Raw genomic sequence first — 12,622 nt, 5'->3', positions numbered from 1 at the left:
GCTGGTCATGGACGCACCTCCCCGGCAGCCGGTTCTGCACCTTCGGCGTTGGCCAGGTGCACACCGCCCTGCCCCACCAGCAGCAAACCACCATTGGCCAGGCCACTGACACCGGCCAGGGCGATGCGGTCGCTGCGGTTGTAGACGCTGAAGGTCTGGCCATCATCGGTGCTGCGCAGCACGCTGCCGCCATTGCCGACCAGCACCAGGCTGCCATCTTCGACAAGCGTAGCGCCTGCCAGGCCGAATTCGAGCTCGCCACGGTCGGCCTTGAGCGTGATCGCCTGCCAGCTGTCACCAAAGTCGGCGGAGCGGAACAGGTTGCCACGCAGGCCATAGGCCAACAGCGTCTTCGCCTGGGTGGTAGCGACCACTCCAAACAGCGACCCCTCGTATGGGCCCTGCACCTTGGCCCAGGTCTGGCCGTCGTCGCTGGAGCGGTACATGCCGCCCTGCTCACCGACGATGAACAATCCGGCATCGCGCACCCGGGTAATGCCGTTGAGGTGCAGCTGATCAGGATTGTCCAGGCGTTCGGCGATGTCCTGCCAATGCTGGCCGCCATCGCGGGTTTCCAGCAGCGCGCCGTAGGCCCCCACGGCGAAGCCGTGCTGGGCGTCGAGGAAGGTGATGTCGAGCAGCGGCGCTTCACGGGACAGGTCTTCGAACTGCTTGCTCCAGGTCGCGCCGCCGTCGCTGCTGGCGAGGATCTGCGCATCGTGGCCGACCGCCCAGCCACGCTTGTCGTCGAGGAAGAACACGGCAGTAAGCAGCTGGCGGGTGGGTACCCGGGCCTGGGTCCAGGTGTTGCCCTGGTCGTCGGAGAACAGAATGTGGCCACGATCACCGACCACCACCAGGCGCTTGCCGGCATGGGCGGCGCCGATCAGCAGGCTCTGGCTGGCCTTGGCTGACTCGGTAGAGTATTCGTCGGCCGCAGCGGCCTGCGCGCTGTCAGCCCACATCCCCAGTGCCAGCGCCAGCATCGCGCCAGCCGCCAATGGCCAGGCACCACGCCTGGCCTGCGTCATCACCCGCTGCTTCATGACCATCCCCTGTTGTGTTTTTCTTGGTGGGTCTGTGCTGTGAAAAGCCTGTCTTAGAGGCTTGGGGGATCGTATCGGGGAAGGTTGCGCGATTACAACGAACGGGACGTTATGTTTTGTTAACCGCCAAAAAAGCTGGGGCCGCTGTGCGGCCCTTTCGCGACACAAGGCCGCTCCTACAAGGAAATGCGAGTCCCCTGTAGGAGCGGCCTTGTGTCGCGAAAGGGCTGCAAAGCAGCCCCAGGATCTACCAGGCTTACGCCAGGCTCTTGCTCACCACTTCATACACATCACTGGACAGCGCGCCAGACGCAAGAATCCGCTCCAGCTCGCCCTTCATCAGCACCTGCCGCGCATCATCATACTTGCGCCAGCGGGTCAGCGGTGCCAGTTGGCGCGAGGCAATCTGCGGGTTCAGCGCATTCAGCTCGATCACCAAATCCGCCAGGAAGCGATAGCCCGAACCATCGGCAGCATGGAAGTTGACCAGGTTCTGCCCGGCAAAGGCACCGATCAGCGCCCGCACCTTGTTCGGGTTCTTCAGGGTGAACGCCGGGTGCTGCATCAGCGCCTTGACCCGCGCCAGCCCGCCCGGCAGCGTGCTGGCGGCCTGCACGCTGAACCACTGGTCCATGACCAGCGGGTTGTCCTTGAAGTGCTCGGCGAAGGTCTCCAGGGCCTTGGCACGCTCGGCCTCGAACGGCGAGTTGACCAGCACGGCCAGCGCGGTCAGGCGCTCGGTCATGTTGTCGCAGTGCTCGAACTGCTCCAGGGTCGCCTCCAGCACCTGCGCCTTGCCGCTCTGCATTAGATACGACAGGGCGATGTTCTGCAGGCTGCGGCGGGCGAAGTGTTCGGCGGCGGCCACGTAGGCGGTGTTGCGCGACACCTCGCGGTTGGCCTGATAGCGCGCCCACAGGGCGTCGAACAGTTCCTCGGCGATCTGCTGGCGGGCGAACTCGCGCGCGGCGTGGATGGCGTCGACGTCCGCCACCTGGCTGATTTCGGTCAGGTAGGCCTCGCCTGGCAGCGACAGCATTTCGGCGACCATGGCGGGGTCCAGCGATTCGTTGCCCAGCACAGTACCCAGGGCGGTGATCAGGCGCTGGTCGAGCTTCAGCGCTTTGCCGCGCTGATGCTGGCCGATCAGCTCCTGCAGCACCTGCACCGAAAGCTGCTGGCCCGCTTCCCAGCGGTTGAAGCCGTCGCTGTCATGCTGCATGAGGAACATCAGCTGGTCACGGTCGTACGGGAAGCTCAGCTTGACCGGGGCGCTGAAACCGCGCAGCAGCGACGGCAGCGGCTTGGCCGCGATGCCCTGGAAGGTGAAGGTCTGCACAGCCTCGGTCACCGACAGCACACGCGAGGTGCCCGCGGCGGCAGCTTCGCCAGCCAGTTGCAGCGGCAGGTCGTTGCCTTCGGCATCGAGCAGGCCCAGTTCGACCGGGATCACGAACGGCAGCTTCTCGGCCTTGTCCGGGGTCTGCGGGCAGCTCTGGCGGAAGGTCAGGCTGTAGGTCTGCGCGGCGGCGTCGTAGGCTTCGCTGACCTCCAGGCGCGGGGTGCCGGCCTGGCTGTACCAGCGCTTGAACTGGGCCAGGTCGACGCCGTTGGCGTCTTCCATGGCCTTGATGAAATCATCGGTGGTCACGGCCTGGCCATCGTGGCGTTCGAAGTACAGGTCGCTGCCCTTGCGGAAGCCGTCTGCACCCAGCAAGGTGCGCACCATGCGCACCACTTCGGCGCCCTTCTCGTACACGGTCAGGGTGTAGAAGTTGGAGATTTCGATGAAGCTGTCCGGGCGCACCGGGTGGGCCATGGGGCCGGCGTCTTCGGCGAACTGATGGGTACGCAGGTAAGCGACATCCTCGATGCGCTTGACCGTGCGCGAGTTCATGTCGGCGCTGAACTCGGCATCGCGGAACACCGTGAAGCCTTCCTTGAGCGACAGTTGGAACCAGTCGCGGCAGGTCACGCGGTTGCCCGACCAGTTGTGGAAGTACTCGTGGGCGACCACACCCTCGACGCGCTGGTGGGCGGCATCGGTGGCGGTTTCGGCGCGGGCCAGCACGCAGCTCGAGTTGAAGATGTTCAGGCCCTTGTTTTCCATGGCGCCCATGTTGAAGTCGTTGACCGCGACGATCATGAAGATGTCCAGGTCGTACTCGCGACCGTAGACTTCCTCATCCCAGCGCATGGACTTCTTCAGGCTGACCATGGCGTGGTCGCACTTGTCGATGTTCTCGGGCTCGACGTAGATGCGCAGCGTCACGTCGCGGCCGGACTGGCGGACGAAGTTGTCTTCGACGCACCACAGGTCACCGGCCACCAGCGCGAACAGGTAGGCCGGCTTCATGAACGGGTCTTCCCAGGTCGCCCAGTGGCGGCCGTCTTCTGCCGGACCGCTGCCGATCGGGTTGCCGTTGCTCAGCAGCACCGGGTAGCGATGCTGCTCGGCGATCACCGTGGTGGTGAATTTGCTCATCACGTCCGGGCGGTCGAGGTAATAGGTAATCTTGCGGAAGCCCTCGGCCTCGCACTGGGTGCAGAACATCTTGCCGGACTTGTACAGGCCTTCCAGTGCGGTGTTGCTTTCCGGGTGGATCTTCACGCTGGTGTCGAGGGTGAAGTGTTCGGCCTTTGGGTGAACGGTCAGGCTGTCGGCTTCGAGCTGATAGTCGCTCGCCTGCAGTTCGACATCGTCCAGCGCGGCGCGCAGCAGCTCCAGCTGCTGGCCGTCCAGCTCCAGCGGCGGCAGGCCGGCACCGCGTGCCGGGTTGCGGCGCATGACCAGTTGCGCGTGGACCAGGGTGTGGTCCTCGAACAGCTCGAAGGTCAGGTGCGTCTCGTCGATGAGGTACTCGGGCGCCTGGTAATCCTTGAGGTAGATCACTTGCGGTTGTTCGGTACGCATGTGCAGGTCCTTTTTACTGGAGCACGGCCAACTGGTAGGCCGTGTACTTGCGAATATTGATCACGCCGGTGTCGAAGATCAGGTACTGACCCTTGATACCCAGCAGCGTGCCTTCGGCGACCGGATCCTTGTCCAGATTGAAGCTGACGATCTTCTTCGGGTAGGCCTCGACCGGGTAGCGCATCTGCACCACTTCGGCGTCGGGCAGTGGCTGGATCGCCTGCAGGCCGAAGCGGTCCTGCAGCGCGCGCAGGCCCTCGGCACAGGCATCTAAGATGCGTTCGCGGATGGCCGGCAGGTCGAGTACCTCGGCGTCACCCTTGAGCAGCGTGCGCCAGTTGGTGCGGTCCGGCACCTGGCTGCGCAGGATGTCTTCGACCAGGCCCGATTGCTGGCGGGTAGCCACGCGCATGATCGGCAGGGCCTGGCTGGCCCCTTGGTCGAGCCAGCGGGTGGGCAGCTGGTTGGCACGGGTGATACCGACCTTGATACCCGACGAGTTGGCCAGGTACACCACATGGTCGGTCATGCAGAACTGTTCGCCCCAGGACGGTTCACGGCAGGTGCCGGCGTCGTAGTGGCATTTTTCCGGGGCCATGATGCACACGTCGCACTGGGCCAGCTTGGTCATGCACGGGTAGCAGTAACCCTGGCTGAAGCTGGTCTTGGTGCGCTTGCCGCAATGGCTGCAGTGAATGGCGCCAAGGTATTCCAGGCGCAGGCGCTGGCCGATCAGCGGGTTGACCGGCACCTGAGTGTCATCCAGGCGGAAGCTGTATTGCACCACCGGAGCCTGCAGGCTGACCGCCATCTTGCTCAAAGAGCCACGAGCGAGTTCGATCAATGTACCGAGTCCGACTTGAACAGAATGTTGGCGATGGGGGCGGACTTCGACGCGCATTCCTGCGGGCCCATGTAGCCAGTGCGCTGCTCTTCGGGCAGGTTCTTCATCTCCCAGGCGATCACCGCCTGCAGCGACAGTTCTTTCTGCTCGGCGGTGAGCTTGCGCCCGTCCGACCATTTGCCGATTTCCACGGCCAGCTTCAGGCTCTGGTAGATTTCCGGGGTGATGTTTTCGATCATTTGCGCGAAAGTGGACATAGTGTCTCCTGATTCAAGCCGACAGTTTACGCCGGGCCAGCGCCCCGCCCAAGAGCCCGGTCAGGCATCCGATGAGCAGCCCGCCGACGTGGGCGGCATTGGCGATCTGGCCGAAGCCAAGCTGGCCGACCACGCCGGTCAGGCAGATCACCAGCCAGATCAGCATCATCACCAGCACGCCCTTGGGCAGGTTGAAATAGGGGTTGGGCGCCAGCCACTGGTACAGCCAGACGTGGCCGAGCAGACCGTACAGCACGCCGGACAGGCCGCCGAACAGGCTCGGCCCACTGGTGTAGTGCTGGGCCAGGTTGGACACCAGGCTGAACAGCAGGGTCAGGCCGAGCAGCAGCCAGGGGCCCTGGCGCAGCTCGATACGCTTGCCCAGCTCCCAGTACCACAGGCCGTTCATGGCCAGGTGCAGCACGCCAAAGTGCAGCAGCATGGGCGAGACCAGGCGCCACCATTGGCCTTCGGCCAGGCCCTGGGCCAATGGGGTGAAATGCAGGTACTCGCCCTGGACGCGAAAGTCGAGGAAGGTGAACCAGCTGATGGCGTCGAGGTTGTCGCCCAGGCTGGTGAGGCCGGCGACGATCAGGCACAGGACGAGGATGGTGGCGGTGACCTTGCAGGCTTTGGCCTGGTCCGCCAAGGATGGGGCTTTCGCGGGCACGCCCGCTCCCAGAGGGTCCGGCGCAAGTTGCACGTCGGCGTTACCGTCGGGGAAGCGCTGGTAGAGCTCGCGCACGTCGGCAACCAGGGTGTCGGGGGCCCAGAGCACCTGCTCCTCGCCCTCCTCGCTGACCCGGTGCGGTACCTGCAGGCGCTGCAGCAGGTGGACGAAGCCGCTGAGGTCGACCGACAGCGGCAGGCGCATCACTTCGATGATTTTCATTGGTTGGCCTGGGGGCGTTCGACGTCGACCCAGACGAACTTGTGCGGGTCGATGCGGGTTTCATCATCCAGCCGGTAGGCCGCCAGCTTGCCATACAGCACCGCGCTGTAGTCCAGGCACGCCAGGTTGGCACGGATCGGTGCCGGGCGGCCGCTGCGCCAGTAGTGGCCGACGAACAGCAGGGGTTCGTCCTCGGCGTAGCGCAGCAGGGCATTTTTTTCGCTGTGGCTCAGTGGCGTCCGGGCTACGTCTTCGGGCAGCGCATCAGGCTGGAAGACGATGTCGCCGTAGGTCTGCGGGTCTTCTTCCCAGAACTTGGTGCGGAAGAAGGCGCGGGTCAGGCCGTCGCCGCCGGTCAGGGTCAAGCCGTCCGGCAGGCGCATGTCGGTGCCGCGCAGCAGGCGGTTGCACACGGTGGCGGCAAAGCTGCCGGGCACCGCCGACGCCTGGATGAAGTGCTCGTCGATACGCCCGCCCGGGTACTGCTGACGCAGCGGTTCGATCAACCGTGGGTCCCAGCAGGCGTGCACCAGGCGGAAGCGCCCGGCATCGACGAACAGCGGCAGTTCATAGAACCACTGCACGAAGTCGTGCCAGTCGCCCGGGTGATGGGCGAACTGGGTCAGGGTTTCGTCGATCAGCCGGGCGTGGCGCGGGGTGTGTTCGCGCACGAACGACTTGCCGCTGCCGGGCAGTGCCGGGGTGACCCAGCCAAGCGCGTTGTACTCGTGGTTGCCCATGATGCAGAACGCCTGGCCGGCCTCGACCATGTCATGGACGATGTGCAGCGCCTCGCGGATGCGTGGGCCACGGTCGACGATGTCGCCCAGGAACAGCGCCTGACGCCACGGGTGACGCCAGACCCCGCCGACACGTTTGTAGCCGAGGGCGTCGAGCAGGCGTTCGAGGGTCAGTGCACACCCGTGCACGTCGCCGATGATGTCGAAACTGCGCGCCGGATCGAGCATCAGTCGTCCCTGCCTCCCAGGCGGCTGCCCCAGCCGAGTTTGGTGCGGCACACCTCATAGTAATTGTGGTCGAGCGGGTGGATCAGGCGCAGCTTCTGCGGCTTCTTGCTGACCGTGATGGTGTCGCCCGGCGCGCAGGTGAAGTGGTTCTGGCCATCGCAGGACACTTGCGGGTAAATCTGCAGCTCCTTGGACACCACGATCTTCAGCTCACTGTTGCCGTCGACCACGATCGGCCGCCCCGACAGGGTGTGCGGGTACATCGGCACGATGACGATGGCGTCGAGCTTGGGGTGCATGATCGGTCCACCGGCCGACAGGGCGTAGGCGGTGGAACCGGTCGGGGTGGCGACGATCAGGCCGTCGGCCTTCTGGCTGCAGACGAACTGGCCGTCGATGTAGATCTCGAACTCGATCATCCGCGTCGACTTGCCCGGGTGCAGGACCACGTCGTTGAGCGCATCGCCCTGGCCAATGGCCTCGTGATGGCGGCGCACCTCGGCCTGCAGCAGGAAGCGGTTTTCCACGAGGTAATGGCCGTCGAGCACTTCGGCAACCTTCTGTTCCAGCTCGTCCGGGCGGATATCGGTGAGGAAGCCCAGGTTGCCGCGGTTGATACCCAGCACCGGCACATTGTGCCGGGCCAGGGCGCGGGCGGCACCGAGCAGGCTGCCGTCGCCACCGACCACGATGACCAGGTCGCAGACCTCGCCCAGCAACTTGCGCGTGGAGGTTTGCAGGCCGTGGCCGGGCAGCACTTCGGCGATGGTGTCCTCGAGGATCACGTGCAGATGGCGCTCGAGGAGGAATTTTTTCAGTCGGCGAATGGTGTCGAGCACCTGCGAGCTGCCAAGGCGGCCGATGATACCGATATTGCGAAATTGCTCCATGGGGCTCCTGCAAGGCTCTGCGGCGGGTGACGATGTCGCGATTATGGGCGAAACGACCGGGTAGCGGCAAACCGGCTATGCTCGCAGCATGACGCCTTTCGCCCAGTTCCATGAGCTGCCCCGTCGCTTGCGCCGACCTGCCGTGCGCGACCTGGCGTGGACCCTGCTGTCGCCCGCGCTACTCAGCGCCCCGCCCTGCCCCCAGCGCCATCCGCTGGCGGGTAGCGCCTGGGCGGCCGATCCGCAGCACCTGCACGACTGGTTGCGCGCACTGGATGCCGATGACCTGCCCTTGCGCGACTGGCTGGCAAGGATCACCAGCCGGCGCCTGGGGCTGTACTACGAAGCTCTGTGGCAGTTCGCCCTGAAACAAGCGCCCGGGGTCGAGCTGCTGGCGTCCAACCTGGCGATTCGCACGGGGGGACGGACCCTGGGCGAGCTGGACATTCTGCTGCGCGACGGCGAGGGCACGCATCATCTGGAGTTGGCCATCAAACTTTACCTGGGGCCGAGCGCGGGCAACGGAGGTGATCCGGCGCACTGGCTCGGGCCTGGCTGCCACGATCGCCTCGGCAGCAAACTGGCCCACCTGGCCGGGCACCAGCTGCCCATGTCGGCGGATGCGCGGAGTCGCGAAGCAATGGCTGCCGTAGGGGCCGACCAGGTGCAGGCGCACTTGTGGCTTGGTGGCTACCTGTTCTATCCATGGCCGGGGCACGCCGAGGCGCCTGCGGGTGCCAATCCCGAGCATCTGCGCGGGCGCTGGGTACGCCGACAGCACTGGGAAACCACAGCAGACCAACGCTGGCAACCGTTGCCGAGGCATGCCTGGCTGGCACCGGCACGGGCAGAGCCCGACGCATGCTGGAGCGTGCCGCAGTTCGAGGCTTGGCTGGCCGGGCTGGATGAGCATGCCCCGGCGCAGTTGCTGGTCAGGCTGGAGCCGGATGGCGAGGGCGCCTGGCAGGAAGTCGAGCGGGTGTTTCTGGTGGCGGATTGTTGGCCACATTTACCTGACAACAGAATTTTCACAGACCCAGCGCAAAGATTTGTTTCAAATAGCCAGTAGAGTGCTATCTGAGCGCCACCAAGAGCGCCATTACCAACCGATGACGAGGACCGATCATGGTTTCATCCACCCCAGCACCCCGTTACGCACGCCTGTCCATCGCCCTGCACTGGCTGATGGTTCTGCTGCTGGCCGCCGTGTACGCCTGTATCGAATTCCGCGGCCTGTTCCCCAAGGACAGCGCTGAACGCAACCTGATGAAAGACCTGCACTTCATGCTTGGCCTGAGTGTGTTCGTGCTGGTCTGGCTGCGCCTGGCCGTGCGCCTGAGCCGCCCGACCCCGCCGATCGTGCCCAAGCCAGCGGCCTGGCAGACAGGCATTGCCCACCTGGTGCATCTGGCGCTGTACCTTTTGATGATCGGCCTGCCCGTGGCCGGTTGGCTGATCCTCAGTGCCGCCGACAAACCCGTGCCCTTCTTCGGCCTCGAGCTGCCGCACCTTATCGGCCCTGACCCTGACCAGGCCAAGTTCATCAAGGGCTGGCACGAGCGGGTCGCTAGCTGGGGTTACTGGCTGATCGGCCTGCATGCACTGGCCGGGCTGTACCACCATTACGTGCAACGCGACAACACGCTGCTGCGCATGCTGCCCTACAAGTAACCGCGCCGGCCCTGCAGGCCACCGGTGTGGACGAAGATCAGGCGGGTACCGGGCGCGAACAGCCCGGCCTCGACCTGATCATGCAGGGCCAGCAAGGCCTTGCCGGTATACACGGCTTCCAGCGGCACGCCAGAGTGCCGCTCACCCTCAGCGATGAAGGCCAGCAGATCATCATCGAACTTGGCAAAGCCACCGCGGCTGGCGTCGTGCAGTTGGTAGCCTTGTGAGCCAGCCAGTGCAGCGACTGTCTGCGCCACGCCATGACCCTGCGGCACCGCCAGGGCGCCATGCACGAGGTGGTCCCCTGCTTCGCCACGTACAAGGCCGGCCACGGTGGTGCCGGTACCTGCTGCCAGCCACCAGGCGTCGTAGCCAGACCACCCCAGCGCTGACAGCTGCGAACGGGCTTGCTCAACGATCAGCGCACACCCTTCGGCACCCGCCGTCCCGCCGCCGCCCTCGGGAATACAATGCCAGCCTGGATATCGAGCCTGCCAAAGCTCCCAGAAGCCCGGCTGATGACGTGCCCGATAACCGCCGTAGCCCAGCCAGTGCAATTGCATGCCCAGTGCTTGCAGGTCGCGCACCGTCGGGGTGTCTTGCCGGTGGCCGCGCAGCAGGCCGGCGGTGGCGAAGCCAAAGCGTTTGCCTGCGGCAGCCAGGGCGTGCAGGTGGTTGGAGTGGTTGCCGCCGAGGCTTATCAGGCCGGGGGCGCCTGCGCCATCGGCATGCTGCAAGTGGTGGCGGAGCTTGAACCACTTGTTGCCGCTGATCAGGGGATCGATCAGGTCCAGGCGCAGGATGGCGGCTTGAACTTTGGCTTTTGTCAGCCAAGGTAGATTCAGACGCTGTAGTGGAGCTTGAGGTAAATGCATGGAGCGGAGTTTATCAGTGAAATCGCCGGGGCCGCTTTGCGGCCCCGGCGTTCTCAGAGCTCAGCGGCCAGTCGAGAGCCTTGGTTGATCGCCCGCTTGGCATCCAGCTCGGCCGCCACATCGGCACCGCCGATCAGGTGCACCGATTGCCCCGCCGCAACCAGCCCTTCATGCAGCTCGCGCAACGGCTCCTGCCCGGCGCAGATCACCACGTTGTCCACCGCCAACACCTGCGGTTCGCCTTCGCCAACGCGAATGTGCAGGCCAGCATCGTCGATCTGCAGGTACTCGACGCCATTGAGCATCTGCACCTGCTTGTTCTTCAGCCCGGTACGGTGAATCCAGCCCGTGGTCTTGCCCAGCCCGTCGCCGACCTTGGTTTTCTTGCGCTGCAACAGGTACACCTGGCGCGCCGGCGCATGCGGCTCGGCCGTGATCCCGGCAACGCCACCGCGTGCCTCCAGGTGGGTATCGATCCCCCACTCTTTCCAGAACGCGTCGCGGTCCTGGCTGCTGGCCACGCCCTGATGCACCAGGTACTCGGAAACGTCGAAACCGATACCGCCCGCACCAATCACCGCGACCGACTTGCCCACCGCTTTGCGCTCGAGCAGCACGTCCAGGTAGCTGAGCACCTTGGCATGCCCGACACCAGGGATGGCCGGGGTACGCGGCGCGATACCGGTAGCCAGGATGATTTCGTCGTAGCCACCCGCTACCAGCGCCTGCACATCGACCCGGGTATTCAGGCGCAGATCGACGCCGGTGCTTTTCACCTTGTTACGGAAGTAGCGCAAAGTCTCGTGGAATTCCTCCTTGCCCGGTACCCGCTTGGCCACGTTGAACTGCCCGCCAATCTCGCTGGCGGCATCGAACAGCGTCACTTCATGGCCACGCTCGGCCGCGACGGTGGCCGCTGCCAGGCCGGCAGGGCCAGCGCCGACCACGGCGATGCGCTTCACGGCACGTACCGGCAGATAGTTGAGCTCGGTTTCGTGGCAGGCGCGCGGGTTGACCAGGCAACTGGTCAACTTGCCACCGAAGGTGTGGTCCAGGCAGGCCTGGTTGCAACCGATGCAGGTGTTGATCTGGTCGGCACGCCCTGCGGCCGCCTTGTTGACGAAGTCGGCGTCGGCGAGGAACGGCCGGGCCATCGAAACCATGTCGGCATCGCCCTCGGCCAGCACGGTTTCCGCCACTTCCGGGGTATTGATACGGTTGGTGGTGATCAGCGGAATGTTCACGGCGCCGCGCAGCTTGGCGGTGACCTTGCTGAACGCCGCACGCGGCACCTTGGTGGCAATGGTCGGGATGCGCGCCTCGTGCCAGCCGATACCGGTGTTGATCAGGGTCGCGCCGGCCTGCTCGATGGCCTTGGCCAGCACCTCGATCTCGTCCCAGGTGCTGCCGCCTTCGACCAGGTCAAGCATCGACAGGCGGAAGATGATGATGAAGTTTGGCCCTACGGCCTCGCGCACACGGGTGACGATCTGCACCGCCAGACGCATGCGGTTCTCGTAGCTGCCACCCCAGCGGTCGGTGCGATGGTTGGTGTGGGCGGCGAGGAACTGGTTGATGAAGTAGCCTTCGGACCCCATGATCTCGACGCCATCGTAGCCGGCACGCTGGGCCAGCACGGCACAATTGACGAAGTCGGCGATCTGCTTCTCGATGCCCGCTTCATCCAGCTCCTTGGGCTTGAACGGGTTGATCGGTGCCTGGATCGCGCTGGGCGCCACCTGGCGCGGGCTGTAGGCGTAGCGGCCGGCATGCAGGATCTGCAGGCAGATCTTGCCGCCGGCCTCATGCACGGCCTGGGTGACGATGCGATGTTTGTCGGCTTCTTCCTCGGTACTGAGCTTGGCCGCGCCGGAGTACACCCCGCCTTCATCGTTCGGGGCGATACCGCCTGTGACCATCAGGCCGACGCCGCCACGGGCGCGCTCGGCAAAATAGGCCGCCATGCGCTCGAAACCGCCCGGGCGCTCCTCGAGGCCAGTGTGCATCGAGCCCATCAGGGTGCGGTTGCGCAAGGTGGTGAAGCCCAGATCGAGCGGGGCCAGCAAATGCGGGTAGCGGTCGGCAGCCATGGTACGGTTCCCCAGGTGGCGTGATCACGGAGTGCGGGTACCTCGGCGGGCCCCGTCGTTTGTCTGCCTGCGACAGTAAACAGCCATTTGAACGCGCTCAATGATCGAAACTGACAACTTATTGATCCTCCCGCGCAGCGGGACTACCCTAGGGAACCCTCGATTCCCAAGGCGC

Annotated in this window: 11 protein-coding genes; 2 read left to right on the top strand and 9 right to left on the bottom strand. The window is 65.0% G+C overall.

Annotation, left to right across the window (positions count from 1 at the left end; translation table 11 throughout):
- Window positions 1–5: 5 nt before the first annotated feature.
- From APH33_RS14295 to APH33_RS14265, 7 genes are all read right to left on the bottom strand, one after another.
- Window positions 6–1,031, bottom strand: coding sequence for a WD40/YVTN/BNR-like repeat-containing protein (locus APH33_RS14295; RefSeq protein ID WP_371263251.1), 1,026 nt, complete (start codon window positions 1,029–1,031; stop codon window positions 6–8).
- Window positions 1,032–1,302: 271 nt separating this feature from the next.
- Window positions 1,303–3,960, bottom strand: coding sequence for an aminopeptidase N (pepN, locus tag APH33_RS14290; RefSeq protein ID WP_054885769.1), 2,658 nt, complete (start codon window positions 3,958–3,960; stop codon window positions 1,303–1,305).
- Between the two features lie 13 nt (window positions 3,961–3,973).
- Entirely contained in the window at window positions 3,974–4,804 is an 831-nt protein-coding gene (locus APH33_RS14285; protein WP_054885768.1) for a DUF2797 domain-containing protein, read from the bottom strand.
- On the bottom strand, window positions 4,801–5,061 hold the full coding sequence (locus APH33_RS14280; protein ID WP_054885767.1) for a YeaC family protein: 261 nt from the start codon (window positions 5,059–5,061) through the stop codon (window positions 4,801–4,803). The genes APH33_RS14285 and APH33_RS14280 overlap by 4 nt, the downstream gene beginning before the upstream one ends.
- Before the next feature lie 13 nt (window positions 5,062–5,074).
- Entirely contained in the window at window positions 5,075–5,953 is an 879-nt protein-coding gene (locus APH33_RS14275; protein ID WP_054885766.1) for a rhomboid family intramembrane serine protease, read from the bottom strand.
- A complete protein-coding gene (locus APH33_RS14270) occupies window positions 5,950–6,921 on the bottom strand; it encodes a metallophosphoesterase (RefSeq protein WP_054885765.1) in 972 nt (323 codons plus the stop codon). Before APH33_RS14270 ends, APH33_RS14275 begins: the two co-directional genes overlap by 4 nt.
- Entirely contained in the window at window positions 6,921–7,811 is an 891-nt protein-coding gene (locus tag APH33_RS14265) for an NAD(+) kinase (protein ID WP_054885764.1), read from the bottom strand. The genes APH33_RS14270 and APH33_RS14265 overlap by 1 nt, the downstream gene beginning before the upstream one ends.
- 88 nt (window positions 7,812–7,899) lie before the next feature.
- Between APH33_RS14265 and APH33_RS14260 the strand changes: the two genes are divergently transcribed.
- Entirely contained in the window at window positions 7,900–8,880 is a 981-nt protein-coding gene (locus APH33_RS14260) for a DUF1853 family protein (RefSeq protein ID WP_054885763.1), read from the top strand.
- A 56-nt stretch (window positions 8,881–8,936) separates the two neighbouring features.
- Window positions 8,937–9,482, top strand: a complete 546-nt coding sequence (gene cybB, locus APH33_RS14255) for a cytochrome b561 (RefSeq protein ID WP_054885762.1) — start codon at window positions 8,937–8,939, stop codon at window positions 9,480–9,482.
- On the opposite strand, the gene APH33_RS14250 is transcribed toward cybB, so the two are convergent.
- Together APH33_RS14250 and APH33_RS14245 are read right to left on the bottom strand one after the other, a co-directional pair.
- Complete coding sequence (locus tag APH33_RS14250; protein WP_054885761.1) at window positions 9,473–10,357, bottom strand: 1-aminocyclopropane-1-carboxylate deaminase/D-cysteine desulfhydrase; 885 nt, start codon at window positions 10,355–10,357, stop codon at window positions 9,473–9,475. The two genes, cybB and APH33_RS14250, sit on opposite strands and share 10 nt — an antisense overlap.
- Window positions 10,358–10,410: 53 nt before the next feature.
- Complete coding sequence (locus tag APH33_RS14245) at window positions 10,411–12,447, bottom strand: NADPH-dependent 2,4-dienoyl-CoA reductase (RefSeq protein WP_054885760.1); 2,037 nt, start codon at window positions 12,445–12,447, stop codon at window positions 10,411–10,413.
- Window positions 12,448–12,622: the final 175 nt, after the last annotated feature.

Source organism: Pseudomonas sp. NBRC 111130, assembly GCF_001320485.1.
Classification (GTDB): Bacteria; Pseudomonadota; Gammaproteobacteria; order Pseudomonadales; family Pseudomonadaceae; genus Aquipseudomonas; species Aquipseudomonas vlassakiae.
The sequence above is the reverse complement of the archived record's forward strand: the minus strand, read 5'-3'. Positions and strand labels throughout refer to the sequence as shown.